General features: G+C 62.0%; 24 protein-coding genes. 7 read left to right on the plus strand and 17 right to left on the minus strand.

Annotated elements, in window-relative coordinates; genetic code table 11:
- Entirely contained in the window at positions 1-528 is a 528-nt protein-coding gene (locus D109_RS0104210; RefSeq protein WP_017475815.1) for a YceD family protein, read from the minus strand.
- 105 nt (positions 529-633) lie between these two features.
- Here D109_RS0104210 and D109_RS0104215 point away from each other — a divergent pair, with 105 nt between their 5' ends.
- Positions 634-1,212 (plus strand): nucleoside triphosphate pyrophosphatase, encoded by a 579-nt coding sequence (locus D109_RS0104215; RefSeq protein ID WP_017475816.1) that lies wholly within the window; start codon positions 634-636, stop codon positions 1,210-1,212.
- Positions 1,213-1,341: 129 nt separating this feature from the next.
- Here D109_RS0104215 and D109_RS0104220 read toward each other — a convergent pair whose 3' ends face one another.
- From D109_RS0104220 to rluC, 3 genes are read right to left on the minus strand one after another with little or no spacing between them, the layout of a single operon-like run.
- Positions 1,342-2,334 carry a S49 family peptidase gene (locus D109_RS0104220; RefSeq protein WP_017475817.1) on the minus strand — a complete coding sequence of 331 codons (993 nt, stop codon included), beginning with the start codon at positions 2,332-2,334 and terminating at the stop codon, positions 1,342-1,344.
- 21 nt (positions 2,335-2,355) lie between these two features.
- On the minus strand, positions 2,356-3,018 hold the full coding sequence (locus D109_RS0104225; protein WP_017475818.1) for an HAD-IA family hydrolase: 663 nt from the start codon (positions 3,016-3,018) through the stop codon (positions 2,356-2,358).
- On the minus strand, positions 3,005-3,964 hold the full coding sequence (gene rluC, locus D109_RS0104230) for a 23S rRNA pseudouridine(955/2504/2580) synthase RluC (protein WP_004371325.1): 960 nt from the start codon (positions 3,962-3,964) through the stop codon (positions 3,005-3,007). The genes D109_RS0104225 and rluC overlap by 14 nt, the downstream gene beginning before the upstream one ends.
- Positions 3,965-4,702: 738 nt before the next feature.
- Between rluC and rne the strand changes: the two genes are divergently transcribed.
- Positions 4,703-7,957 carry a ribonuclease E gene (gene rne, locus D109_RS0104235; RefSeq protein WP_177325498.1) on the plus strand — a complete coding sequence of 1,085 codons (3,255 nt, stop codon included), beginning with the start codon at positions 4,703-4,705 and terminating at the stop codon, positions 7,955-7,957.
- Positions 7,958-8,024: 67 nt separating this feature from the next.
- Here rne and D109_RS0104240 read toward each other — a convergent pair whose 3' ends face one another.
- From D109_RS0104240 to D109_RS0104285, 10 genes are all read right to left on the minus strand, one after another.
- A complete protein-coding gene (locus tag D109_RS0104240; protein WP_017475820.1) occupies positions 8,025-8,612 on the minus strand; it encodes an NTP transferase domain-containing protein in 588 nt (195 codons plus the stop codon).
- Positions 8,609-9,595, minus strand: coding sequence for an XdhC family protein (locus D109_RS0104245; protein ID WP_017475821.1), 987 nt, complete (start codon positions 9,593-9,595; stop codon positions 8,609-8,611). The genes D109_RS0104240 and D109_RS0104245 overlap by 4 nt, the downstream gene beginning before the upstream one ends.
- A gap of 151 nt (positions 9,596-9,746) precedes the next feature.
- Positions 9,747-10,766 carry a UDP-N-acetylmuramate dehydrogenase gene (gene murB / locus D109_RS0104250; RefSeq protein ID WP_017475822.1) on the minus strand — a complete coding sequence of 340 codons (1,020 nt, stop codon included), beginning with the start codon at positions 10,764-10,766 and terminating at the stop codon, positions 9,747-9,749.
- Positions 10,763-11,227 carry a low molecular weight protein-tyrosine-phosphatase gene (locus D109_RS0104255; protein ID WP_017475823.1) on the minus strand — a complete coding sequence of 155 codons (465 nt, stop codon included), beginning with the start codon at positions 11,225-11,227 and terminating at the stop codon, positions 10,763-10,765. Before D109_RS0104255 ends, murB begins: the two co-directional genes overlap by 4 nt.
- Entirely contained in the window at positions 11,227-11,991 is a 765-nt protein-coding gene (gene kdsB, locus D109_RS0104260) for a 3-deoxy-manno-octulosonate cytidylyltransferase (protein WP_017475824.1), read from the minus strand. The genes D109_RS0104255 and kdsB overlap by 1 nt, the downstream gene beginning before the upstream one ends.
- Positions 11,988-12,173 carry a Trm112 family protein gene (locus D109_RS0104265; protein ID WP_003174668.1) on the minus strand — a complete coding sequence of 62 codons (186 nt, stop codon included), beginning with the start codon at positions 12,171-12,173 and terminating at the stop codon, positions 11,988-11,990. Before D109_RS0104265 ends, kdsB begins: the two co-directional genes overlap by 4 nt.
- A gap of 24 nt (positions 12,174-12,197) precedes the next feature.
- A complete protein-coding gene (lpxK, locus tag D109_RS0104270) occupies positions 12,198-13,208 on the minus strand; it encodes a tetraacyldisaccharide 4'-kinase (RefSeq protein WP_017475825.1) in 1,011 nt (336 codons plus the stop codon).
- Entirely contained in the window at positions 13,208-13,636 is a 429-nt protein-coding gene (locus D109_RS0104275) for a biopolymer transporter ExbD (protein ID WP_017475826.1), read from the minus strand. Before D109_RS0104275 ends, lpxK begins: the two co-directional genes overlap by 1 nt.
- Positions 13,633-14,268, minus strand: coding sequence for a MotA/TolQ/ExbB proton channel family protein (locus D109_RS0104280; protein ID WP_017475827.1), 636 nt, complete (start codon positions 14,266-14,268; stop codon positions 13,633-13,635). The genes D109_RS0104275 and D109_RS0104280 overlap by 4 nt, the downstream gene beginning before the upstream one ends.
- A gap of 31 nt (positions 14,269-14,299) precedes the next feature.
- Complete coding sequence (locus D109_RS0104285; protein ID WP_017475828.1) at positions 14,300-16,591, minus strand: DNA internalization-related competence protein ComEC/Rec2; 2,292 nt, start codon at positions 16,589-16,591, stop codon at positions 14,300-14,302.
- 147 nt (positions 16,592-16,738) lie between these two features.
- Between D109_RS0104285 and D109_RS0104290 the strand changes: the two genes are divergently transcribed.
- Positions 16,739-17,254: a DUF2062 domain-containing protein gene (locus D109_RS0104290; protein ID WP_017475829.1), complete on the plus strand. Its 516-nt coding sequence runs from the start codon at positions 16,739-16,741 to the stop codon at positions 17,252-17,254.
- Between the two features lie 3 nt (positions 17,255-17,257).
- Here the strand turns inward: D109_RS0104290 and D109_RS0104295 are convergent, their stop codons facing one another.
- Entirely contained in the window at positions 17,258-18,628 is a 1,371-nt protein-coding gene (locus D109_RS0104295) for a sensor histidine kinase (protein WP_017475830.1), read from the minus strand.
- The gene (locus tag D109_RS0104300) at positions 18,615-19,343 is read right to left on the minus strand and encodes a response regulator transcription factor (protein ID WP_017475831.1); all 729 of its coding nucleotides are present in this window, start codon (positions 19,341-19,343) and stop codon (positions 18,615-18,617) included. The genes D109_RS0104295 and D109_RS0104300 overlap by 14 nt, the downstream gene beginning before the upstream one ends.
- Positions 19,344-19,548: 205 nt before the next feature.
- On the opposite strand from D109_RS0104300, the gene D109_RS0104305 reads away from it, so the two are divergent.
- The 4 genes from D109_RS0104305 to D109_RS0104325 all read left to right on the plus strand — a co-directional run bounded on the left by D109_RS0104305 (position 19,549) and on the right by D109_RS0104325 (position 24,437).
- Positions 19,549-22,302 carry a response regulator gene (locus tag D109_RS0104305; RefSeq protein ID WP_026077777.1) on the plus strand — a complete coding sequence of 918 codons (2,754 nt, stop codon included), beginning with the start codon at positions 19,549-19,551 and terminating at the stop codon, positions 22,300-22,302.
- Between the two features lie 232 nt (positions 22,303-22,534).
- Entirely contained in the window at positions 22,535-23,524 is a 990-nt protein-coding gene (locus D109_RS0104315) for a 2-hydroxyacid dehydrogenase (protein ID WP_017475834.1), read from the plus strand.
- A 71-nt stretch (positions 23,525-23,595) separates the two neighbouring features.
- A complete protein-coding gene (locus D109_RS0104320; RefSeq protein WP_004371378.1) occupies positions 23,596-24,036 on the plus strand; it encodes a hypothetical protein in 441 nt (146 codons plus the stop codon).
- Positions 24,033-24,437 carry an META domain-containing protein gene (locus tag D109_RS0104325; RefSeq protein WP_004371380.1) on the plus strand — a complete coding sequence of 135 codons (405 nt, stop codon included), beginning with the start codon at positions 24,033-24,035 and terminating at the stop codon, positions 24,435-24,437. The genes D109_RS0104320 and D109_RS0104325 overlap by 4 nt, the downstream gene beginning before the upstream one ends.
- A 117-nt stretch (positions 24,438-24,554) precedes the next feature.
- Here the strand turns inward: D109_RS0104325 and D109_RS0104330 are convergent, their stop codons facing one another.
- Positions 24,555-25,016 (minus strand): TlpA disulfide reductase family protein, encoded by a 462-nt coding sequence (locus D109_RS0104330; RefSeq protein ID WP_004371382.1) that lies wholly within the window; start codon positions 25,014-25,016, stop codon positions 24,555-24,557.
- Between the last annotated feature and the right edge of the window lie 36 nt (positions 25,017-25,052).

Consider the following 25,052-nt stretch of genomic DNA (forward strand, 5'->3'; position numbering starts at 1 on the left):
CTAAACGTTTGGGTCACGCTTTAACTGCGCCAATACACTGAACGGGTTGGACCGCGTTACCTCGTCCTCGCTCGGTTCGGGCTCATCGAGACCCGCCGGCTGCTGGCATTCTTCCGGATGATGAGCAGGCACAATGGGCAAGGCGAGCAAAAGCTCCTCCTCGATCAGTGACTGCAGATCCAAAGGATCTTCGCCCAGTTCCAGCACGTCATAACCTTTCGGCAACGACTGGGTATTCGCACCCTCTTTCACCACAGCATAACTGCATTCGCTGTGGATCGGCAGGGTGACCAGCTCAAGACAACGCTGGCAAACCATTTTGACTTCGGTGTCGATAAAGCTGTGGATTACCACAGACTTACGTTCATCTCGTTCAAAAACGAATTTAGCCTGCACCGTACCGACAGTGTCGGAAAGCGGGTCGCAGAGTCTCTCCAAATCGGCCAGCAGCACTTCACCTTGAAGGGTAGTGCCACGATCAGCCAATTTGCGCGGGTCAACGTGAGGTGGAATCGGGTCATTCAACATAGGCGCAGCATTATAGGGATGCACCCAGCCATGTCAAAGGAAATTCAGCCCTGTCCGTCACCGGGCCTCCCCGCTAGAATCCGCGACTGCCTTGAGGAGACGTCCATGCTGCCTTTATTACTCGCTTCCAGCTCGGTTTATCGCCGGGAATTGTTGAACCGCCTGCACTTGCCGTTCATCTGCAGCTCGCCGGATATCGACGAAAGCCACCGCCCGGACGAGTCCGCCGTGGCACTGGTGAAGCGCCTCGCCGAAGAAAAGGCCCGCGCCCTCGCTGCCAGTCATCCAGGGCACCTGATTATCGGCTCGGACCAGGTTGCCGCCCTCGACGGCCAGATCATCGGCAAGCCCCACACCTTCGAGAAGGCCCGCGAGCAACTGCTGGCGGCCAGTGGCAAGCGCGTCAGCTTCCTCACCGGCCTGGCCGTGCTGAACAGCACCACCGGCCACTGCCAGGTCGACTGCATACCCTTCACCGTGCACATGCGCACCCTGGACGCCGCACGCATCGAGCGTTACCTGCGCATCGAGCAGCCCTACGACTGCGCTGGCAGCTTCAAGGCCGAAGGGTTGGGGGTGAGCCTGTTTCAAAGCACTGAAGGGCCGGACGCTACCAGCCTGGTCGGCCTGCCACTGATTCGACTGGTGGACATGCTGCTGGCCGAAGGCGTGCAGATTCCCTGAGAGCACCCCAAATAAATGTGGGAGCTGGCTTGCCTGCGATGCAGACACCTCGGTACATCAGTTGCACCGAGGTGATGCTATCGCAGGCAAGCCAGCTCCCACACGTTGAGCCATGTCGCGCTTGAGATCTCAGCGCAGGGTAGGCCCCTGGAAGCCCATCCACATCGCCAACTGCTCAGCCACACTGGCACCGAGCTTCTTCGAGAAGCGGTCAAACGGCGATTCCTGAACGGTGAAGTCCACCAGTTCTTTCTCGCCGATCACATCCCGCGCCACCGAACTGGCACTGCCCAGCCCGTCGATCAAGCCCAGTGGCAGTGCTTGCTCACCGGACCAGACCAGGCCGGAAAACAACTCCGGATGCTCTTTATCCTTGAGCCGGTCACCGCGCCCTTGCTTGACGCTGGCAATAAACTGCCGATGAGTGGTATCGAGCACGCCCTGCCAGAACTGGGTCTCATCAGCCTTTTGCGGCTGAAATGGATCCAGGAACGACTTGTGCTCGCCAGACGTGTAGGTACGCCGCTCAACCCCGAGCTTCTCCATGGTGCCGACAAAACCGTAACCGGCTGCCGTCACACCAATGGAACCCACCAGGCTGGCCTTGTCGGCGTAGATCTGGTCGGCAGCGCTGGCGATGTAATAGGCACCCGAGGCACCCAGATCGGAAATCACCGCGTACAGCTTGATGTCCGGGTGCAAGGCGCGCAGGCGGCGAATCTCGTCATACACATAACCCGACTGCACCGGACTGCCGCCCGGGCTGTTGATACGCAGAATCACTGCCTTGACCTTCGAATCCTCGAAGGCGGCCCGCAGGCTGCTGACGATATTGTCGGCACTGGCGGACTCCTTGTCGGCAATCACCCCACGCACTTCGATCAATGCCGTGTAATGACCGCTTCGGGTGGCGCTCTTCTCCATGTCCATCAGCGGACTGAACAGCGCCAGCATGCCCAGCAGATAAATAAAGGTCAGGAGCTTGAAAAAGATCCCCCAACGACGGGAGCGACGCTGCTCCTGGACACTGGCCAGCAGGGTCTTCTCCAGTAATTTCCAGCTTCTATCATCGCCATTGTTATCGGCATTGGCCTTTTCAGGCGCTTTCCACTCATCGGTCATGCCATCTACCCCAGCAAAGACTTAATGGGCCCGGCTGAGCCAGGCCTGCAATTCAGAAAAACGGTCAATCGTCAGTCTCGGCTCGTACGCTTGCAACGCCTCCGCAGACTGGGCGCCGTAGCTGACTGCCACGGAATCCATGCCGGCATTGCGCGCCATCATCAGGTCGAACGACGCATCACCCACCATCAACGCCTGCCGCGGTGACACACCACATTGAGCGAGGATCTGCTCGAGCATCAGAGGATGGGGTTTGCTGGCGGTTTCATCCGCCGCACGGGTGGCGTCGAAATAAGCTTCCCAGCCATGAGCCTTGAGTACCCGATCCAGGCCGCGACGGGCCTTACCGGTCGCCACTGCGAGGTGATAGCCATCGGCGCGGAACGCTTCCATCGCCTGTGCCACCCCTTCAAACAGCGGCGATGGCTGGGCATCGAGCGCCATGTAGTGATCGGCGTAGTGCTGACGAAAGGCTATCAGCTCGTCGTCGCCAATTTCCGGATACAGGGTACGGATCGCTTCGGGCAGGCCCAGGCCAATAATGCCCTTGACCGCCAGGTCGTCGCACAACGCATAGCCGGCCCGGGTCGACGCGGCGTGCATCGACTCGACAATCCGACCAATGGAGTTACACAGGGTGCCATCCCAATCAAAGATCAGCAGTTTGTAGTCAAGGTGCGACACTCAGGCGCTCCACGGTCTTGGCCCACATCTCATCGACAGGCGCCTGCAACTTCAATTCGCCGCCATCCGGCAGCGGCACGGTCAGCATATAGGCGTGCAGGAACAGACGCTTGCCACCCAGGTCGCGGATTTCCTTGGAGAAATCCTCATCGCCGTATTTGGTATCGCCGGCGATGCAGTGACCTGCGTGCAGGGTGTGCACACGAATCTGGTGGGTACGGCCGGTGACCGGCTTGGCCTCGACCATGGTGGCAAAGTCACCGAAGCGACGCAGCACCTTGAACAGGGTCAGCGCCTCCTTGCCCTCCTCGTCCACCTCGACCATGCGCTCGCCGGAACGCAGGTTGCTCTTCTGCAACGGCGCACGGACGCTCTTGATCGAGGTCGCCCAGTTGCCACGCACCAGGGCCATGTAGCGCTTGTCCACGCCATCACCGCGCAGGGCGGCATGCAGGTGACGCAACATGCTGCGCTTCTTGGCAATCATCAGCAGGCCGGAGGTGTCACGGTCCAGACGGTGGACCAGTTCCAACTCCTTGGCATCCGGGCGCAACTGACGAAAGGCTTCGATCACCCCGTAGTTCAGGCCGCTGCCGCCGTGGACGGCGATGCCGCAAGGCTTGTTGATCACGATCAGCGCCTTGTCTTCGAAGACAATCGACGCCTCAAGGCGCTGCAAAAGGCCTTGAGCCAGAGGGACCGGTTCGTCCCGCTCAGGCACCCGCACCGGCGGCACACGGACGATGTCGCCCGCCTGCAGCTTGTACTCGGGCTTGATCCGGCCCTTGTTCACGCGCACTTCGCCTTTACGCAAAATGCGGTAAATCAAGGTCTTGGGCACGCCTTTAAGCCTGGCAAGAAGAAAGTTGTCGATGCGTTGGCCGGCATATTCCGGCGAGACCTCGAGCAGCTGGACGCTGGGGGTCTGGGGGGCGGTAGTCGTCATGGCGGCGATGATAACAATTTTTTATGGAATTGAAGCACTTAATCATTGCTGCTATAGTCGCGAACGCCGCCAAAAGCGGCCTGGACAGAGGACTAGCGGCAAACTGCCGGCCCTGACCATCGCAATTCATCAGGACGCGAGGCCGTCCTACGGGGCTTTCGCCACCTTGGAAGGCTCGAGATTGTAACAAGCGCAGGTGACATGAGGCCTGAAGCGAGTGCAAAAAGCAGAGTGATTACTCGCCTTTTGCGCCGATATTTACGGCCAGTTCACAAAGTGCAGTCAGTCTTGAACCAGACCACGGCGAATGCTTCGGAAACAACGCCTGTTACGAGCTGAGTGAGAGCACAGTCGCCCACACCCGGTCTTGTTTAGCCATGAGCGTGTTCTCCCCATTGGAGAACACGGTAAATGCCAACCCGCTGCGGATTCTGCGCGCGGCAGCACCCGAATTATCAGGGATACGTGTAGGGTGGAGATGCACAACCGTCGGACTGTGTAGCACTAGGCTTATATTTAGACGCTTCATCTCGTCCACAGACGCCGGTTGATTCCTCCTCCTGACTGAGTGCTTAAGTCACCACAGCAAGCAGGAAGCGTACGTCGCGATACCGCCCATTTTGGCGGGTATTGCTGGACACTGGAGTGGCCAACCACTCTTGACGCACCTGACACCGACCGTGAGAAGTCGTGTGTGCCGAACGCCGTTTCCGGCAGCCCGGAAACCGACGGTACAACATGAAAAGAATGCTGATTAACGCAACTCAACCCGAAGAGTTGCGTGTTGCACTGGTAGACGGCCAACGCCTCTACGACCTGGACATCGAGTCCGGTGCACGCGAGCAAAAGAAGGCCAACATCTATAAAGGCCGGATTACTCGTATCGAACCAAGCCTTGAGGCTGCCTTTGTCGATTTCGGCTCCGAGCGCCATGGCTTCCTGCCCCTCAAAGAAATCTCCCGCGAATACTTCAAGAAGGCCCCAGAAGGCCGCGTGAACATCAAGGACGTCCTGAGCGAAGGCCAGGAAGTCATCGTTCAGGTGGAAAAAGAAGAACGTGGCAACAAGGGCGCCGCCCTGACCACCTTCATCAGCCTGGCTGGCCGCTATCTGGTCCTGATGCCGAACAACCCGCGTGCCGGCGGTATCTCCCGTCGCATCGAAGGCGAAGAGCGCAACGAACTGCGTGAAGCGCTGAACGGCCTGATCGCTCCGGCCGACATGGGCCTGATCGTGCGCACTGCCGGCCTGGGCCGCAGCAGCGAAGAAATGCAGTGGGACCTCGACTACCTGCTGCAACTCTGGACCGCTATCAAAGAAGCGTCCCTGGATCGTTCTGCGCCATTCCTGATCTATCAGGAAAGCAACGTGATCATCCGCGCCATCCGCGATTACCTGCGCCAGGACATCGGCGAAGTGCTGATCGACAGCGTTGAAGCCCAGGACGAAGCCCTGACTTTCATCCGCCAGGTGATGCCGCAGTACGCCAGCAAGATCAAGCTGTACGAAGACAGCGTTCCGCTGTTCAACCGTTTCCAGATCGAAAGCCAGATCGAAACCGCTTTCCAGCGCGTAGTCGAACTGCCTTCCGGCGGCTCCATCGTGATCGACCCGACCGAAGCCCTGGTGTCCATCGACATCAACTCGGCGCGCGCCACCAAGGGTAGCGACATCGAAGAAACTGCCCTGCAGACCAACCTGGAAGCGGCTGAAGAAATCGCCCGCCAGTTGCGCCTGCGTGACATCGGCGGCCTGATCGTGATCGACTTCATCGACATGACCCCTGCCAAGAACCAGCGCGCCGTGGAAGAGAAAGTCCGCGAATGCCTGGAAGCTGACCGTGCCCGTGTACAGGTCGGCCGCATCTCGCGCTTCGGCCTGCTGGAAATGTCCCGTCAGCGCCTGCGTCCATCCCTGGGCGAAAGCAGCGGCATCGTTTGCCCGCGTTGCAACGGCACCGGCATCATCCGTGACGTTGAATCGCTGTCCCTGGCGATCCTGCGCCTGATCGAAGAAGAAGCCCTGAAAGACCGCACTGCCGAAGTGCGCGCCCAGGTGCCGATTCCGGTGGCTGCGTTCCTGCTCAACGAAAAACGCAACTCGATCACCAAGATCGAACTGCGCACCCGTGCCCGTATCGTCATCCTGCCGAACGATCACCTCGAGACGCCGCACTTCGAAGTGCAGCGCCTGCGTGATGACAGCCCGGAAGCCCACGTCAACCAGTCCAGCTACGAAATCGCTGCTGCCGCTGCCGAAGTGGAAGAAGTCCAGCCAGCCGCCGCGACCCGCACCCTGGTTCGCCAGGAAGCCGCCGTCAAGACCGCGCCAGCCCGTGCCAACGCACCGGTTCCGGTTGAAGCCGCTGCTCCGGTTGCCGCACCTGCCGCCCTGCCTGAGCCAAGCCTGTTCAAGGGCCTGGTGAAGTCGCTGGTCAGCCTGTTCGCCACCAAGGAAGAGCCGGTAGCTCCAGTTGTGGTCGAGAAGCCTGCCGCTGAACGCCCTGCTCGCAATGAAGAGCGTCGCAACGGTCGCCAGCAGAGCCGCAATCGCAACGGTCGCCGTGACGAAGAGCGCAAGCCTCGTGAAGAACGTGCGCCACGCGAAGATCGTGCCCCACGTGAAGAGCGCCAACCGCGCGAAGCCCGTGAAGAAACGCCAACCGTAGCCCGTGAAGAGCGTGCACCACGGGAAGAACGTGCACCGCGCGCTCCACGCGCCCCGCGTGAAGACCGCAAGCCACGTGGCGAGCGTGAAGAACGTGTGCGTGAACTGCGCGAGCCGCTGGATGCCGCTCCAGCCGTAGCCGCTGCTGCCACCGCTGCCACTGCTGAAGAGCGTCCAGCTCGTCAGCCTCGTGAAGAACGTGCACCACGCCCTCCTCGTGAAGAGCGTCAACCACGTGCCGAACAAGCGGCTCCAGCCGGTGAAGAAGAAGAGCTGCTGTCCAACGAGGATCAGCAACAGGAAGACGGTCAGGACAACGCCGAAGGCGATCGTCCACGCCGCCGCTCCCGTGGCCAGCGTCGTCGCAGCAACCGTCGTGAGCGTCAACGTGATGCCAACGGCAATGAAATCGAAGGTTCGGAAGAGACCGGTGAAGCTACCGCGACTGGCGAACCGACTGGCGCCGAACTGGCTGCCGGCCTGGCCGTTACCGCTGCTGTTGCCAGCTCGGTCATCAGCGCACCTGCTGAAGCCCAGGCCAACAAGCAAGCTGAAGCCGCTACCGCCGCCATCCAGGAAACCCCTGTTGTAGAGACGCCTGCCGTCGAAGCACCTGTGGTTGAAGCGACGACTCCGGTCGAAGCTCCGGTTGTTCCTGAAGTAGAAGTCGCGCCGACTCGTCACGTTCGTGAAGTGCGTGAAGTTCGCGAGCCTCAGCCTGAAGCTGAAGTGGTTGCCGAGCCTGCCGCTGTTGTTGAACAACAGCCAGTGGTTGAAGCCGCCGTTGAAGCACCGGTTGCCGAGCCAACCCCTGAAGTGCGTGAAGTTCGCGAAGAACAGACCGCCTTCCAGTGGACTGCCGAGCCAGCCCCAGTGGTTGAAGCGGTTGAAGCGCCAGCACCTGCTCCAGTGGTCGAAGAAGCTCCGGCGCCAGTCGCTGAAGTGGTTGTCGCCGCTGAACCTGTGGCCGTTGTTGCCGAGCCTGCTCCAGTGGTTGAAGCGCCAGTGGTTGCCGAAGTGGCAGCACCGGTGGTTGAAGCCGCTCCGGCCAGCGCCCTGACTGAAAACGGCCGTGCGCCGAACGACCCGCGTGAAGTGCGTCGTCGCCGCAAGGAAGCTGAAGCGGCTGCCGCTGCTGCCAAGGCCGCTGCCGAAGCCGCTCCAGCCGTCGCTGAAGTGGTCGAAGCAGCCCCTGTTCCGGTCACCGAAGCCGTGGTTGAGCACACTGCCCCCGCCATCGACGAAACCCCGCGTTCCGTTGAAGAAGTGGTAGAGCATCACCCAAAAGCCCTGGAAGCAGAGCACGAGCCTAAACCCCTCGTCTGATTCCATCGGCCACTAAAAAGCCCCGCCTGAGTGATCAGGCGGGGCTTTTTTATGCCTGCGCTGTCCGCTAGCGGTAGTTCAACAACGCCGGCACATCCACATCCCACAACACACCGGGATCATCGACAGCGACTTCCTGCACCGAAGCCATGGCAAACAACGGCTTTGCTCCACGATCTCCCGTGAGCGCCATCAAGGCAGGGCCGAATGAACGGCCAAACCCCACGGGATGCCCATACTGACCTGCATGCACCGGGACGCTGATACCGTCTTCCTCCAGGCCAGCCATCACTTGCTCGATACTTGCCGGCAGGATGAACGGCATATCCCCCAGCACCACCAGCCAACCGGCAGACGGACCACTGGCCGCCACTGCGGCCGCGATGCTGTCACCCATACCCGGCGAGCGTAAAAGCAGCACTTCGAATCCCTGCAATTGCGCCAGCCGAATGACTTCGGTGCGATCCGGCGACGTCACCAGCCAGCGCTTGGCAACCGCCGCCGGCAAATTCACCAATACCTGCTCAATCACTGGCCGCGTGATGCCATCCCGGCCCACGCAGGGCGCCAGCAACTTGTCCTGATCCGCCCCCGCTTCGGCCCGAAAACGACTGCCCTGCCCCGCTGCCAGGATGATCGCGGTGATGCCCGTCAACTGACCGCTGCCTGCAGCGGCTTTTTCTGCAACAGATCAATCCCGTTCTTGATGGCGACGATTTCCGCCATCAACGACAGGGCAATTTCCGCTGGCGTATGGCTGCCGATATGCAGGCCAATCGGCCCATGCAGCCGCGCAATGGCGTCCGCACTCAACCCCAACGCGGCGAGGTTTTCCCGGCGCTTCTGGCTGTTGACCCGCGAGCCCAGGGCACCAATGTAGAACGCCCGTGAATTGAGGGCCGTCAGCAGCGCCATGTCGTCCAGGCGAGGGTCATGGGTGAGCGCGACAATAGCGGTGCGTTCATCGGTCTGAATATTCAGTACGGCTTCATCGGGCATGCCCGGCACAAAACGCCCATGCTGTTCTTCCCAGCCGTAGACAAACTCCTGGCGCGGGTCGCAGATCAGCACTTCGAAATCCAGCAACCGAGCCATTTCCGCCACATAGCGTGACAGCTGGCCGGCGCCAATCAGCAGCAGGCGCCAGCGCGGACCATAAATCGCCCGCAAGCGCTCGCCGTCAAAGCTGACCACATCGGTCTTGCTCGCACCGCTCAACACCACGTCACCGGTGGCCAGGTCCAACTCACGAGCGACAATCTCGTGGGCCTCGCAGCGCGCCAGGAGCTCAGCGACCCAACCTGGATCACCCACCCGCTCTTCGGTCAGGCGCAAGGTACCACCGCACGGCAGACCAAAACGCGCCGCTTCGTCCCGGGTGACGCCATACGTCACAAGCTGCACCGGCGGCCCGTCTTCAGGCAACCGGCCATCCTGCAAACGGGCGATCAAGTCGTCCTCGATACAGCCGCCAGACACCGAGCCAATTACCACGCCGTCGCCGCGCAAGGCCAGCATGGCCCCCGGCGGACGCGGCGCACTGCCCCAGGTCTGGACCACGCTGTACAGCACCACCCGCTGCCCGGCGCGGCGCCATTCCAGTACGCTGCGCAACACATTCAGATCAACACTGTCCATCAGGCCTTCGCCTCCTGCCAAACACGTAGCTGGTTTTGATAAACAGCATCTATGAGTTGATAAAAAAATATCGGTAGTCAGCTAAATTAACTCAGCGGCAATAAAAAAGCCCCGCTATGCAGGGCTTGGTGCGTCAAAAAACCAGCTTAGTTCAATAGCGGTTGGGCTCCATTTCCAGCACAACCTTGAAACGCTTTTCGATGTCCTGCTGGATGCGAAGCGCGAGCCTGGCAATCTCCTGGCCGGTGGCCGCGCCATAGTTCACCAGCACCAGCGCCTGCAAGCGATGCACACCGGCATCGCCATCACGAAAGCCTTTCCAGCCCGCCTTGTCGATCAGCCAGCCGGCGGCCAGTTTCATCTGCCCGTCAGCCTGGGGGTAAGCCACCAGGTCCGGGTATTGCAGCTGCAACTCGGCGGCCAGCGCCTGGGACACCAGCGGGTTCTTGAAGAAACTGCCGGCATTGCCGAGCACCGCCGGGTCGGGGAGTTTCTCGCTACGAATGCTGCAAATCGCTCGACTGACATCGCTGGGGGTGGCCTGCGTAATGCCTTGTTCGGTCAGGCGCTGTTGCACCGGCCCGTATTCAAGCTTCAGGTGCACGGCGCGACTCAGGGCAAAACGCACCCGCAGGATCAGCCAGCGCCCTACCTCATGTTTGAACAGGCTGTCACGGTAGGCAAAGTCGCATTCAGCCAGGCTGAAATCCCGCAGCTCACCGGTCTGGCGGTCGAGGGCGGTCAAGCCGCTGAATACGTCCTTGATCTCCACACCGTAGGCGCCGATGTTCTGCATCGGTGCGGCGCCGACCGTGCCAGGGATCAGGCTGAGGTTTTCCAGGCCGGAAAAGCCCTGGGCCAAGGTCCACAGCACAAACGGATGCCAGGCTTCGCCCGCTTCGGCTTCCACCACGACGTGCACACCATCATCATGCAATACCCGAATGCCCTGGCTGGCCATGCGCAGCACCAGCGCGTCGATATCCTGGGTCAGCAGCAAATTGCTGCCGCCGCCAATCACCAGCAACGGCAATTGTTGCCCGGCGGCATAGGCCAAGGCCTCACGCACGTCAGCGTCGTTGCGGGCCTCGGCAAACAGCCGGGCTCGCACGTCTATGCCAAAGCTGTTGAACGGTTTGAGCGAAACCTGTGCCTGCACCTGCAAAGTCATAACCGGCCCTTCAATTCAATCACCAACAGGTCACAGGCGCGCTCGATCAGGTCGAGCACGGTTTCGAAGCCCTGGTCGCCTTCGTAATAGGGGTCCGGCACTTCATCCACCACCGAGTCATAACGGCGCAGGAACAGGTCCAGGTCCGCCTTACCTTGAGCCGGCTGCATGGCCTTGAGGTTGCGCAGGTTGCTCTGGTCCATGGCGAGGATCAGGTCGTAGCGAGAAAAATCGGCACGGGACACCTGCTGCGCACGCTGGGCCGACAGGTCGTAGCCACGTTGCAGTGCTGCCCGCTGGCTGCGCTTGTCCGGTGGATTGCCAACGTGCCATTCACCGGTGCCGGCGGAGGCCACCTCAACCCGATCGGCCAGGCCGGCTTCACGCAGCTTGTGGCGCAACACACCTTCTGCCGTCGGTGAACGGCAGATATTGCCCAGGCAGACGAACAAAACCTGCATCAGGCCCCCAGCAGGCGACGGACGCGCTCGAGGTCTTCAGGCGTGTCAACACCGGCCGGTGGCGCTTCCAGGGCATCGCCCACATGAATGCGCACGCCGTGCCACAGGGCACGCAGTTGTTCCAGGGATTCGGTGTTCTCCAGCCAGCACGGGCCCCAACTGACGAAGTCATGCAGGAACCCGGCGCGGTAGGCGTAGATACCGATGTGGCGGCGATAAGGCACGCCCGCCGGCAGCACGTCCGGCTGCTTGGCAAACGCATCCCGCGCCCACGGCAAGGTTGAGCGGCTGAAGGTCAGCGCCAGGCCATTGATGTCGCTGACCACTTTCACCACGTTGGGGTTGAGCAGGGTCTGGATGTCTTCAATCGGCTCGGCCAGGGTGGCCATGCGGGCTTCGCCATGGGCCGCCAGGTTGGCCGCCACCTGGTCGATCACGCTGGGCGGAATCAACGGCTCGTCGCCTTGCACGTTGACCACGATGGCGTCCGCCGCCAGCCCCAGCTTGGTGGCCACTTCAGCCAGGCGGTCGGTGCCGGAATTGTGGTCTTCACGGGTCAGCACCGCTTCGGCGCCAAAACCTTTGCAGGCCTCGATGATGCGCGGATCATCGGTGGCCACCACCACCCGCTCGGCGCTGCTTTTGCAGGCCTGTTCCCACACCAGCTGGATCATCGGCTTGTTGCCGATCAGCTGCAGCGGTTTGCCGGGCAGGCGGGTGGAGGCGTAGCGGGACGGGATGACGACGGTGAAGGCAGTGGTCATTTATCCAGGCGCTCGTCGGTGGTCAGGGTGCGGGCTTCGCTTTCGAGCATTACCGGAATGCCGTCACGGATCGGGTACGCCAGGCCGGCGCCCTTGCTGATCAGCTCGGTTTTGTCGGCGCTGAGCTTGAGCGGACCTTTGCAGATCGGGCAAGCGAGGATATCGAGCAGTTTGGTGTCCATGAGTATGTCCTGGAGAGCAGCGTTTTAAGGCAAAAGGCGAGCGGGCAGCAAGCGCATCAACTGCGTGTCGAACCAGGCGGTAAACGCCGGTGACGGTGCCGCGTCCACCGCAAGGTACCACCAGTCGGGCCTGGCAAAGGCGCGGCACTTCACCGCGTCCTTTTCAGTCATGACCAACGGCAGCGCCGGTGTGAAATTCAAGACCTCGGCGCTGTAGGGCGCGTGGTCGGCAAAAGCATGAGGTATTGGGCGCCAGTGTAGCGTCTCGAGGGTATTGAAGAAACGTTGCGGGTTTCCGATGCCGGCCACCGCATGCACCTGCTGACCTACCGGGAAGTGGTCGACAGGTTGGCGCTCGCCGGTGTGCAGATTGACCAATGCGGTGGGCAGCAGGCGGAAGGCAAAGCCATCCTCACGGTCTGAACCGGCGCCGTTATAAAGCAGCGCATCGACGCTTTGCAAACGCTCGACCGGCTCGCGCAACGGGCCCGCCGGCAAGCAGCGATGGTTGCCGAGCCCACGGGCGGCATCAATCAATACCAGTTCCAGGTCTCGGGCCAGGCGGTAATGTTGCAGGCCGTCGTCGGAGAGAATCAGGTCCAGGGTTTCGCTGGCCAGCAACGCCTTGACGGCGCGACTGCGGTCCGGATCGATCATCAGGGGTACGCCGCTGCGTTGCACGATCAGCAGAGGTTCATCCCCCGCCACCGCTGCGGTGTGACTGGCATCAACGCGCCAAGGAAACTCCGGCGGCTTGGCACCATAACCGCGGCTAACCACACCGACGCGCAAACCGCTGCGCTGGCAGTGGTCGATCAGCCAAAGAATCAAGGGGGTCTTGCCGGTGCCACCGACGGTGATGTTACCGACGACCACGACCGGCACTGGCGACTGGTAGATCTCGCCCTCGCCCGCCAGGAACCGCGCGCGCTTGCGCTGCACCACTCGGCGATAGAGGGACTCCAGCGGCTGCAACAACGCGAGCGCCGGATGGCCTTCGTACCAGGCCTTGAGCAAACGATCAGTCATGGCCATCAGGGTTGGCTCGCCGCCTCGACCGTGGTCATGCGCAAATGGCTGAAGCCGAGCTTGCCGGCAGCGTCCATCGCAGTGATCACGGCCTGGTGCTTGGTGTTGCCATCGGCGCTGATGGACAGTGGCAAGTTAGTGTCGCCACCGGACTCCTTCTGCAGTGCTTCCATCAGGCTGGCCAGGTCGTTTTTCTCCAGCAACTGGTTATTCACTGAGAACACGCCATCGGCGCTGATGGCGATGTCCAGTTGCTTGGCCTGCTGGTCTTGCGCCGGAGAGCCGCTGACGGCTTCCGGCAGGTCGACCCGCAGCTGGGTTTCCCGGGTAAAGGTAGTGGTGACGACAAAAAACAGCAGCAGGATAAACACCACGTCAATCAACGACGCCAGGTTGATATCGACGTTTTCCCGTTGCTTGCGGCGAAATTTCACGCTTTGCCCTCAACCAGGTCCACATCACGGTCGCCCTGCACCACTTCCACCAGCTTGATGGCTTCCTGCTCCATGCCCACCACCAGCTCGTCGATGCGCCGTTGCAGGAAGCGGTGGAAGAACACCGAAGGAATACCGACCATCAGGCCCGCCGCCGTGGTGATCAAGGCCTTGGAAATACCACCGGCCAGTACTGCGGCGTTGGTGGTCATGCCCGAGCCCATGAAGGAGCTGAAGATATCGATCATGCCCAGCACCGTACCGAGCAGGCCGAGCAACGGTGCCATGGCGGCGATGGTGCCCAGCGCATTGATGTAGCGCTCCAGCTCATGGATGACCCGGGCGGCGGCCTCTTCGATGCACTCCTTCATGATCTCGCGACCATGCTTGGAGTTGGCAAGGCCGGCGGCGAGGATTTCACCCAGGGGCGAGTTGGCGCGCAGTTCCTTGAGTTTTGCCTTGTCGAGCTGCTTGTTCTTGATCCAGCCCCAGACCAGGCCCAACAGGTGGTCAGGTGTTACACGGCTGGCACGCAGGGTCCACAGGCGTTCGGCGATGATGCCGAGTGCGGCGATGGAACTCAAAATGATCGGCAACATCATCCAGCCGCCGGATTTGACCAATTCCCACACAGTGAATGTCCCCTCGAAAAAGTGCGCCACTTTACCATAAGGGTCCGGCGGAAGGGCTGACCGGCCCCAGAGCATCCTGTCGCAGGGGCCAGTCTTTGGTAACGCTGTTTTGCGGCGGGGTCTCGCGCCAGAAACGGCGCTGGCTGCGCGCGGCCAGCGGCGGCTGGAAGTTACCCAGTTGCAGGCGAAGTGCGCCTTGCTCGGCGCTATCGTAAATCAGGCTGCCTACAGCCTGGTATCGCTCCAGTACGTGGGGATGGGGATGGCCGAAGGCATTGCTGCGGCCACGGGAAATCAACACTGCCTTGGGTGCAAGGCGCTGGAGAAACGGCCATGACGACGAGCTGCGGCTGCCATGGTGCGGCGCCTGCAACCAATCGACAGGAGCCCCCAGGGGTGTGGCCAGCAACGCCCTCTCGGCTTCACGGTCAATATCACCGGTCAGCAGCAACCGTTCGCCATTGGCCTGCACCAGCAACACACAGGACATCTGATTACCGTCCGTCGCATCAGGCCATTGCCACAGCTCGAAGGTCACGCCATCCCAATCCCACCGCTCGCCACTGACGCAGGCTTGAGTACCGAGTGCCGCCGGCAGCCGTTCGGTCTCGCCGCCCACCACGCGCTTGATCGGCAGCCCGTGGGCAACCGCCAACGCACCACCGGCATGATCGGCATCGGCATGACTGAGCAGCATCATGTCCAGCCCCGCGACACCCAGTTTGCGCAACGCAGGCAATACCACGCGCGTGCCAAGGTCGAACTCACCGGAGCGCGGCCCGGCGTCATAGAGCAGAACGTGGTTACGGGTTCGCAGGATGATCGCCAACCCTTGGCCGACATCCAGTTGCACCACCTCGGCCCGTCCGTGAGGGATCGACTCCCGAGGCGGAAACACCGCCAGCAGCAACATCGGCCAGCCCAGCAGCCGAAACGGCACGCCCTTGGGCAGCAATAACAGCACCGCCCCCAGCAGGCTCACCAGCCAATAGCCCATGGGCACTTGCGCCGGTATCCAGGCCGGCACGTACTGCGCCAGCAACGCCAAGGCCTTGAACAGCCAGTCCAGTGTGCCGCCCGCCAGCCATAACAAACCTTCACCTATATAAGGCAGCGGCAATAACACCGTACCCAGCAAGGCCAGGGGCAACACCACCAGGCTGATCCACGGCACCGCAACCAGGTTGGCCAGCGGCCCGCTCAGGCTGATGGGCAAACCGAGCACCAGCAGCAGCGGAAACAGGCCGATGGCAATCAACCACTGGGCCCGGGTCCAGGCCTGCCAGGCACGCCAGGGGCCCAGTCGGCCACTGAACGCCAGGATCAGCACCGCCACCGCCGCAAAGGACAGCCAGAACCCCGGTTGCAGGCTGGCCAGCGGTTCGAGGATGAGCACCGCGTTCAGCGCCAGCAACAGCGGCCACCAGATCCCCAAGTGACGAAACCGCAGGCGCCATAGCAGGACCAATCCCACCATCACGCAGGCCCGTTGCACCGGCACTTCAAAACCGGCCAGCAAGCCATAGCCCAGCGCCGCAGCAAACCCCAGGCCGCAGGCCCAGGGCAGCCACGGCAAGGGTTTCGGCCAACACCCGAAGCGCGCCAGGCCGGCGACCAGGCCATAGATCAACCCTGCCAGCAGCCCAATGTGTTGCCCGGAAATCACCAATAAATGCACGGTGCCGGTGTCTTGCAGAACCCGCCAATCCTCGGCGGCCAGCCCGGTACCATCCCCGAGCACCAGCGCCGCCAGGCCCGCCGCTCGCCCTTGGGCGTCCACCGCCAACAGCCGCTGCCGAATCCCGTCGCGCCAAGCATGCCGCGCAGCCGCAAGCTTCTGGCCATCCTTGACCGAACCCGTGGCGCCAATGCGCTGGGCCAGCAGCCAGGCTTCATAGTCAAAACCACCGGCATTGAGCAAACCGGAGGGACGCTTGAGGGTGACGGCCAACCGCCAGCGCTCACCGCTCTGAACCGCTGGCCCGCCACGCCAGGACACACGAATGCGCTTCGGAAGCAGATCCTTGCGTGACCGGCTGTCGGTCAGTTCAAAGCGCACACCGTCGCCTGTCTGCTGCGGCAACCCGCTGACACGCCCCTCCACCCAGCGGGTCTGGCCATCCAGACGCGGTGCCAACCGGTCGTCCAGCGCCCACTGCGCACTCAGGCACGCCCAGCCCAGCCCGAGCAGGAAAAACGCCAGCGGATAGGTGCGAAAAGGCAGCAGCATCAGGGCCAACACCGGCATCAGCAGCAGCCAGCCGCTGGACGGCAACACAGGTAAAAAACGCAGGGCGAGCAGCCCCAGCGCGAGTGCGAACATCCCTGTTCTCATGGATCGTTCCTTGAAAGCGACCCATTGAGTCTTAGCCGGGCTACCGAAGCGGCCTATTATTATTTGTCACAAAGTCTGAATTTACCGTTCTTGGAATGCGGGCATACTTGCCCCTCGAACTGACCTGGACCCCTTATGCCACGGCGCTTATTCAAACGGTACATGCCCGATCCGACCAGCATCCGGGAACACAAATCCTTACGCTTTCTCGGCAAGTTGCTGCATGACCCGAACCTCTGGCACCTCAATCGCCACTCGGTTGCCCGGGCGATGGCCGTTGGTCTGTTCGCGGCATTTATCCCCATTCCCTTGCAGATGCTGCTGGCGGCGATCCTCGCCATCAGCGTGCGCGGCAACATGCCGATTGCCGTGAGCCTGGTGTGGCTGACCAACCCGATCACCATGCCGCCGGTGTTCTTTTGCACCTATATGACCGGCGCCTGGCTGATGAACGTGCCACCCCGCAGCATGCCCGACGAGTTGACCTGGGAATGGATCAGCGGGCAGCTGTCGACCCTCTGGCAACCCTTCCTGCTGGGTTCGGTGGTATTGGGGCTGGTGATGGCGGCGCTGGGGTATTGCCTGACCATGGGCTACTGGCGCTGGTGGGTGGCCCGTCAGTGGAAGAAACGCAAACAGCGCAGGTTGTAGGCGTCAGCGGGCCAGCAAGCGCATGTGCACGCGCAAACCCTGGCCGGTATTCTCCGCCCACAAGCTGCCGTCCTGACGCTGCACAGCGTTGCGCGCAATGCTCAAGCCCAGGCCAAAGCCGCCGTCGCCGGGCCGTGAACCGTCCAGCCGGGTGAATGGCGCGAAGATTCGCTCCAGCTCCACCTCATCGATCCCGCCGCCCTGGTCTTCCAGCCAAAGGTGCCAGTACTCCCCCTCCCGTTCCCCGCCTAACTGCACATTCCCGTATTGCGGTGAGTGCCGGATGGCATTGCGCAGGATGTTTTCCAACGCCTGGGCCAGCAGGTTCAGATGCCCACGCACCCAGCAGTCGGCCCCAAGCTCGCACTGCAAGCGTGAGGCCGACCAGCCACTTTCAAAACAGGCATTTTCTCGCAGCATGTCCCACAGCGCCTGCACCTGGATGTCTTCCTTGGGCAGCGGCGCACGTTCAGTATCGAGCCAGGCCAGTTGCAGGGTGTCTTCCACCAGGCGCTGCATGCCGTCGATTTCCCTTCCCAGGCGTTCGCGCAGTTGGGTCAGGTCCTGCTCGCTGTCGCAGGCGACGCGCAAACGGCTCAGCGGTGTGCGCAACTCATGGGACAAATCCCGCAGCAGTTGCTGTTGCAGGGCCACGGTGCCTTGCAAGCGTTCCGACATCTGGTCAAACGCGCGACCCAACTCCCCCAGTTCATCCTGGCGGCTGGTGGTATCGCGGGAAAGCCGGGTGCTCAGTTGATCGGCACGCCAGGCGTTGGCCTGCTCACGCAGGTGGTTGAGGGGCATGATCAACAGCCGGTAAAGGCCGATGCAGAGCAGCAGGGTGAACAGGCCGGGAATCACGCCATTGGTGACGATCCGCCAGAACAGCTGGTTTTGCCCAGGCATGAAACGCCGGGGCAATTCGATCACCAGGGACCCCGCCCCTGGGTCGAGCGGGAACGGGATTTTCAACCACGGCAAGCCCTTGGCGTGCCGGCTGACGGGCCAGTCCAGGCCACGCAGGAAGGTCAGGCGCTGGCTTTCCTTGTCCGTCAGCGGGTAGCTGCTCAAGGATTGCAGGTCGTTACCGATAACACCCACCCACGTGCGCTCGCGCTGGCCCAGGGTGTGCAGCCATTCGTCCACACCAGCGCTGCCGCCCTTGTTCCAGGCAAGCTCCGCACCGGCTGCATAACCGCTCAGGGTGGCGCGAGCCTCGTTGGAGAGAAAGGCATTCTGCTCTTCCATGTACCGGCCCCAGGACCAACTGAGCCAGATCATCAGCAAACAGAAAGCGATCAGCAGGCACGCCAGTTTCCAGAATAACGAATGCTTGCCCGGCAGCCGCTTGAGGGCGGCCTTAAAGCCCGTCATCGTGACCGCTCAACACATAGCCCTTGCCCCACACCGTGCGCACTTCCCGCTCGCTGTAGCCGATGGCCTTGAGCTTGCGACGAATCTGGCTGATGTGCATGTCCAGGCTGCGGTCATGGGGCGCGTAGCCGCGCTGAAAGACATGTTGATAAAGGAAGGCTTTGCTGAGGACTTCTTCGCCGTTGCGGTGCAGGGTTTCCAGCAGGCGGTATTCGCTGCGGGTCAGGCCGGCCCACTGTTCCCGGTGAAACACATCACACTGCTCATCATCGAAACGCAGGCTACGGGCATCGTCGCGCACCGCCGCCAGGGCCGGCAAAGGCCGCCGGTCCAGGGCGACCCGGCGCAGGATTGCCTCGATGCGCACCCGCAACTCGACCATGCTGAACGGCTTGGGCAGGTAATCGTCCGCCCCCAGGCGAAAGCCGCTGATACGGTCGGCTTCAGCCCCCAGGGCCGACATCAGGATCACCGGGATCGAATGACTCTGGCGCAGATGCGTGAGCACCGACAAGCCGTCCATGCCCGGCAACAGAATGTCCATCAACACCACGTCGAAGCGTTGATCACGGGCCATTTGCAGGCCCTGCTGGCCGTTCTGGCACCAGGTCACCTGGAAGCCACAGCGGCCCAATTGCTCATGGACATAGGCGCCAAGCACAGGATCGTCTTCAATCGCCAGGATACTGGGTAAGCCGGGTGCTACAGGATTCATTAGCGTCTGCAAGTCATTCTCAATGACTGATTATTCAAGATTGCCCCCCTATGAGCAACCGCCGCCGGGCGTCCAGGGGACCAAGGTTTGCCTCAGGTCTTTAATTTTGCAAGATTCCACGCCGCGCAAATGGCTACACTGCGCAGGTGGCGCGGGCCGGATGCCTGCGTGGAATTCGACAACAGTGTGGTAGCAGGAGAGTGGCGTGCTTACGAAAATGGGAATAAAAGGCCGCGTACTGTTGCTGACCTTATTGCCTACCAGCCTGATGGCGTTGCTGCTGGGCGGCTATTTCACCTGGATGCAGCTGTCGGAGTTGCAGTCGCAGTTGCTGCAACGGGGCGAGATGATCGCCGAGCAACTGGCACCTTTGGTCGCCCCGGCACTGGGCACCAAAAACACCGACCTGCTGGAACGCATCGCCACCCAGTCCCTGGAGCAAACCGACGTACGCGCCGTGTCTTTCCTGGGGCCTGACCGCACGCCCCTGGCCCACGCCGGCCCGACCATGCTCAATCAACCGCCGATCGGCAACAGCTCACACCTGTTGCAGCGCACCGGCAATGACGCAACCCGCTATCTGCTGCCGGTATTCGGCCGCCATCGCAACCTCGCCGGCGAACTGATCCCGGACGAATCCGACCGCCTGCTGGGCTGGGTCGAATTGGAGCTGTCCCACAACGGCATGTTGCTGCGGGGCTACCGCAGCCTGTTCGCCAGCCTGCTGCTGATCGCCATCGGCCTGATCTGTACCGCTGCCCTCGCCTTGCGCATCAGCCGTACGATCAACTCACCGATTGGCCTGATCAAACAGGCCGTCGCGCAGCTCAAGGACGGCAACCTGGAAACCCGGTTGCCACCCCTGGGCAGCCAGGAACTGGATCAGTTGGCCTCGGGCATCAACCGCATGGCCGAGACCCTGCAAAACGCCCAGGAAGAATTGCAACACAGCATCGACCAGGCCACCGAAGACGTGCGGCAAAACCTGGAAACCATCGAGATCCAGAACATCGAGTTGGACCTCGCCCGCAAGGAAGCCCTGGAAGCCAGCCGCATCAAGTCGGAGTTTCTGGCCAACATGAGCCATGAGATCCGCACGCCGTTGAATGGCATCCTTGGTTTCACCCATTTGTTGCAGAAAAGCGAACTGTCACCGCGCCAGCTGGATTACCTGGGCACCATCGAAAAATCCGCCGACAACCTGCTGGGCATCATCAACGAAATCCTCGACTTCTCGAAAATCGAGGCCGGCAAGCTGGTGCTCGACAGCATCCCGTTCAACCTGCGGGACTTGCTGCAAGACACCCTGACCATCCTCGCCCCGGCCGCCCACGCCAAACAGCTGGAGCTGGTGAGCCTGGTCTACCGCGACACGCCGCTCGCCTTGGTGGGTGACCCGCTGCGGCTCAAGCAGATCCTCACGAACCTGGTGAGCAACGCGATCAAGTTCACCCGCGAAGGCACCATCGTTGCCCGCGCCATGATTGAAGACGAACAGGAAGACAGCGTGCAACTGCGCATCAGTGTGCAGGACACCGGCATCGGCCTGTCGAACCAGGATGTGCGGGCGCTGTTCCAGGCCTTCAGCCAGGCGGACAACTCGCTGTCCCGCCAACCCGGTGGCACCGGCCTGGGCCTGGTGATTTCCAAGCGTCTGATCGAACAGATGGGCGGTGAGATTGGCGTCGACAGCACACCGGGAGAAGGCTCTGAATTCTGGATCAGCCTGAACCTGCCAAAAACCCGTGACGATATCGAAGACCTGCCCTCCGCGCCGCTGCTGGGCCGGCGGGTGGCCGTGCTGGAAAACCACGAGCTGGCGCGCCAGGCCCTGCAACATCAGTTGGAAGACTGCGGCCTGGAAGTTACGCCATTCAACAGCCTGGAAAGCCTGACCAACGGAATCACCAGCGCCCACCAGACCGAACAGGCCATTGACCTGGCGGTATTGGGCATCACCGCAAACGACATCCCTCCGGAGCGTTTGAACCAACACCTGTGGGACCTCGAACACCTGGGCTGCAAGGTACTGGTGCTGTGCCCGACCACCGAACAGCTGCTGTTCAACCAGTCGGTGCCCAACCCCAACAGCCAGTTGCAGGCCAAACCCGCCTGCACCCGCAAACTGCGCCGTGCCCTGGCCGACCTGATCAGCCCGCGCCCGTTGCGCAGCGAACCCGGCGAGCCACTGTCCAGCCGCGCGCCGCGGGTGCTGTGTGTCGACGACAACCCGGCCAACCTGCTGTTGGTGCAAACCCTGCTGGAGGACATGGGCGCCAAGGTCCAGGCGGTGGAAAGCGGTTACTCGGCCGTCGAAGCGGTGAAGCAGGAAGCCTTCGACCTGGTGCTGATGGACGTGCAGATGCCCGGCATGGACGGCCGCCAGAGCACCGAGGCGATCCGCACATGGGAAAGCGAACGCCATGGCACACCGCTGCCCATCGTCGCGCTGACGGCCCATGCGATGGCCAACGAAAAACGCGCCCTGCTGCAAAGCGGCATGGATGACTACCTGACCAAGCCCATCAGTGAACGGCAACTGGCCCAGGTGGTGTTGAAATGGACCGGGCTGGCCCTGCGCAACCAAGGCCCGGAACGCGGCACCGAAAGTTTTGGCCACGCCGCGCAATTGCCGGTGCTGGACCACGAAGAAGGTTTGCGCCTGGCGGCCGGCAAGGCGGATCTGGCGGCAGACATGCTGGCGATGCTGTTGGCTTCGCTTGAGGCCGACCGTGAAGCGATTCGCGTCGCCCGGGACGCCAACGACCGCAACGCCCTGATCGAGCGGGTGCACCGCTTGCACGGAGCCACCCGCTATTGCGGCGTGCCACAACTGCGCGCGGCCTGCCAACGGGCCGAGACCCTGCTCAAACAGGACGACGCCAAGGCCATGCCGGCCCTGGATGAACTGGACATGGCGATTGCCCGGCTGGCCAGCGAGGCGCGGGTCAGCGCGTAAACTTTCGGGGCAATGTGGTGAGGGCGCTTGCTGTGGCGAGGGAGCTTGCTCCCGCTGGAGTGCGAAGCGCTCCCAGGATTTTGGGGCCGCTGCGCAGCCCAGCGGGAGCAAGCTCCCTCGCCACAGCAAACTCCCTTACCACAGCAAGCTCCCTCACCACAGCAAGCTCCTTGGCCACAAACAAGCCCCCTCGCCCCAAAATCAGCTTTCCATCATCAAGAAGGAATATTTGATGCGCATCATCCTTTTCAGCAGCCAGACCTACGACCGCGAGAGCTTTCTCGCCCAACCGCTGCCCGACGGCATGCAGCTGCAATTCCAGCCGGCCCGGCTGAACCTCGACACCGTGGCCCTGGCCGAACACCACGAAGTGGTCTGCGCCTTTATCAACGATGACCTCAGCGCCCCGGTGCTGGAGCAGTTGGCCAACGGCGGCACCCGCCTGATCGCCCTGCGCTCGGCCGGTTACAACCATGTCGACCTGCCCGCCGCCAAGCGCCTGGGCCTGACTATCGTGCGGGTGCCGGCCTATTCGCCCCATGCGGTGGCCGAACATGCGGTCGCGCTGATCCTGGCCCTCAATCGCCGCCTGCACCGCGCCTACAACCGTACCCGCGACGGTGACTTCAGCCTGCATGGCCTGACCGGTTTCGACCTGGTAGGCAAGACCGTCGGCGTGGTCGGTACCGGGCAGATCGGCGCCACGTTCGCCAAGATCATGGCCGGGTTTGGCTGCCAGTTGCTGGCCTACGATCCTTACCCCAACCCGCAGGTCGAGGCCCTTGGTGCCCGGTATGCGAGCCTGCCGCAGTTGCTTGGCGAATCGCAGATCATCAGCCTGCATTGCCCGCTGACATCGGACAGCAAACACCTGATCAACGCCCAAAGCCTGGCCCATATGCAGCCCGGCGCGATGCTGATCAATACCGGGCGCGGCGGCCTGGTGGACACCCCGGCGCTGATCGATGCGCTCAAGGACGGCCAGCTCGGCTATCTGGGGCTGGATGTGTATGAAGAAGAGGCCCAGCTGTTTTTCGAAGACCGCTCGGATTTGCCCCTGCAAGACGACGTACTGGCGCGCCTGCTGACCTTCCCCAACGTGATCATCACCGCCCACCAGGCCTTCCTGACCCGCGAGGCCCTGGGGGCAATTGCCGGCACGACCCTGGCCAACATCGCGGCGTGGGCTGGCGGGCAGGCGCAAAACCTCGTCGAAGGATGATCAGCGGTCACATAGCCACGCCATGATGGGTGGCGGCCCGTGATAGGATGCCGCGCCTATTTGGAGGATCCATGGCCGAACACGATTTCCGCTTCAGCTTGCTGAGCCCGCAACACACCCTGATCGAATGCCGCGCCCTGGTGCCGGGCCGTTATCAAGTCACCGGCAACGGTGGCTCGATCAAGAACGGCGACGTTCTGATCGTCACCCTGCGCGGCAGTAAAACCCTGTCGATGCGCCTGACCGTCGAAGGCGATGCGCGCTACTCCATCCGCCCGGCGGGCCAGTGGGTCGCCATGGCCCAGGGGCCGAAGTTCGGCGAGTTGGAGATTCACACCTGGAAGGTCAACTGCGACAGCTGCGACAACGTGCTGGAGTTTGAATTCGCAGTGGAAACCAAGCTGACCAAGGAACCGCTGCAACCGGCCGCCACTGCGCGGGTCACCGAGTTGGGCTGGGCCACCCTGGGTGACAAGCACCGTTGCCCGAAATGCCAGCAGGCCGCGCAATGAAAGCCCTGCTGATGCTGGCAGTGCTGGGCGCAGGCCTTGCGGGCTGCGCCAGCGACGAGGTCAAGCTCAAGCAGGATCACAGCTACGTGGTGGAATGGATCGGTGAGCGGCCGCTGATGGATTACGCCCACCTGACCGTGACCCTCGGCGCCGATGGCCGGGCCTACGGCAATGGCGGCTGCAACCATTGGTTCGCGCCCTACACCCTGGACGGCGACAAGCTGAGCTTCGGCAAGGTCGGCAGCACCCGCAAACTCTGCGCCGAAGCGCTGATGGAGCAGGAGCACCGCTTCTTCCAGGCCCTGCAAGGCGTGCAGCGCTGGGACATCTCGCCGATCGAACAGACCCGTTTCTGGCCGGCTGACGGCAAGCCGTTGCGGTTGTGGCTGGAAGAAGGCTGATCTGTAAGGCGCAGCAGGTCTAAATGTGGGAGCGGGCTTGCTCGCGAAAGCGGTGGATCAGTCGATGTATCTGATGACTGTCACACCGCATTCGCGAGCAAGCCCGCTCCCACATTTTTAACCGCGCAACGCTTTGAGCTTGGCCAACACCCCTTCCGCCGTCTGCTCACCCATCAGTTGCTCGCGCACCTTGCCCTTGTCATCGATGATGTAGGTCACCGGCAAGGCTTCACTGCGGGGGATGTCGAAGATCCCGTCCGGGTTCTGTGCCAATACGGTGAACTTGATGCCCAGTTTCTCACTGGCGCTCTTGAGTTCTTCACCCTGGACGTTGTCGAAGTTCACGCCGAACACCCCCACCGACTGGCCCTTGAGCTGTTCGGCCAACGCGTTGAGTTCAGGAATTTCGGTACGGCACGGGCCACACCACTCGGCCCAGTAGTTAACCACCAGCCATTGCTTGTCCAGGCGTTCGGCGGCCACTTTCTGACCGTATTGGTCAACGCCATAATCATTGCCACAGCCGCTGAGCAGCAGTGTGCCGATGATTGCCAATGCGCCTAACAGTCGCCTCGTCATGGGGTAATCCTTCGTAAAAATGAACATTGGCTGCGG

Source organism: Pseudomonas sp. PAMC 26793 (assembly GCF_000313235.1).
In the GTDB taxonomy this organism is placed as follows: domain Bacteria; phylum Pseudomonadota; class Gammaproteobacteria; order Pseudomonadales; family Pseudomonadaceae; genus Aquipseudomonas; species Aquipseudomonas yamanorum.

Excerpts from the sequence above, each read along its gene's own strand:
- rluC (WP_004371325.1), bottom strand. The coding sequence starts at position 3,964 with ATGACGACTACCGCCCCCCAGACCCCCAGCGTCCAGCTGCTCGAGGTC.
- rne (WP_177325498.1), top strand. The coding sequence starts at position 4,703 with ATGAAAAGAATGCTGATTAACGCAACTCAACCCGAAGAGTTGCGTGTT.
- kdsB (WP_017475824.1), bottom strand. The coding sequence starts at position 11,991 with ATGACCACTGCCTTCACCGTCGTCATCCCGTCCCGCTACGCCTCCACC.
- D109_RS0104215 (WP_017475816.1), top strand. The coding sequence starts at position 634 with ATGCTGCCTTTATTACTCGCTTCCAGCTCGGTTTATCGCCGGGAATTG.
- lpxK (WP_017475825.1), bottom strand. The coding sequence starts at position 13,208 with ATGGCCATGACTGATCGTTTGCTCAAGGCCTGGTACGAAGGCCATCCG.
- D109_RS0104330 (WP_004371382.1), bottom strand. The coding sequence starts at position 25,016 with ATGACGAGGCGACTGTTAGGCGCATTGGCAATCATCGGCACACTGCTG.
- D109_RS0104295 (WP_017475830.1), bottom strand. The coding sequence starts at position 18,628 with ATGACGGGCTTTAAGGCCGCCCTCAAGCGGCTGCCGGGCAAGCATTCG.
- D109_RS0104220 (WP_017475817.1), bottom strand. The coding sequence starts at position 2,334 with ATGACCGATGAGTGGAAAGCGCCTGAAAAGGCCAATGCCGATAACAAT.
- D109_RS0104320 (WP_004371378.1), top strand. The coding sequence starts at position 23,596 with ATGGCCGAACACGATTTCCGCTTCAGCTTGCTGAGCCCGCAACACACC.
- D109_RS0104245 (WP_017475821.1), bottom strand. The coding sequence starts at position 9,595 with ATGGACAGTGTTGATCTGAATGTGTTGCGCAGCGTACTGGAATGGCGC.
- D109_RS0104315 (WP_017475834.1), top strand. The coding sequence starts at position 22,535 with ATGCGCATCATCCTTTTCAGCAGCCAGACCTACGACCGCGAGAGCTTT.
- D109_RS0104290 (WP_017475829.1), top strand. The coding sequence starts at position 16,739 with ATGCCACGGCGCTTATTCAAACGGTACATGCCCGATCCGACCAGCATC.
- D109_RS0104210 (WP_017475815.1), bottom strand. The coding sequence starts at position 528 with ATGTTGAATGACCCGATTCCACCTCACGTTGACCCGCGCAAATTGGCT.
- murB (WP_017475822.1), bottom strand. The coding sequence starts at position 10,766 with ATGACTTTGCAGGTGCAGGCACAGGTTTCGCTCAAACCGTTCAACAGC.
- D109_RS0104325 (WP_004371380.1), top strand. The coding sequence starts at position 24,033 with ATGAAAGCCCTGCTGATGCTGGCAGTGCTGGGCGCAGGCCTTGCGGGC.
- D109_RS0104255 (WP_017475823.1), bottom strand. The coding sequence starts at position 11,227 with ATGCAGGTTTTGTTCGTCTGCCTGGGCAATATCTGCCGTTCACCGACG.
- D109_RS0104300 (WP_017475831.1), bottom strand. The coding sequence starts at position 19,343 with ATGAATCCTGTAGCACCCGGCTTACCCAGTATCCTGGCGATTGAAGAC.
- D109_RS0104265 (WP_003174668.1), bottom strand. The coding sequence starts at position 12,173 with ATGGACACCAAACTGCTCGATATCCTCGCTTGCCCGATCTGCAAAGGT.
- D109_RS0104285 (WP_017475828.1), bottom strand. The coding sequence starts at position 16,591 with ATGTTCGCACTCGCGCTGGGGCTGCTCGCCCTGCGTTTTTTACCTGTG.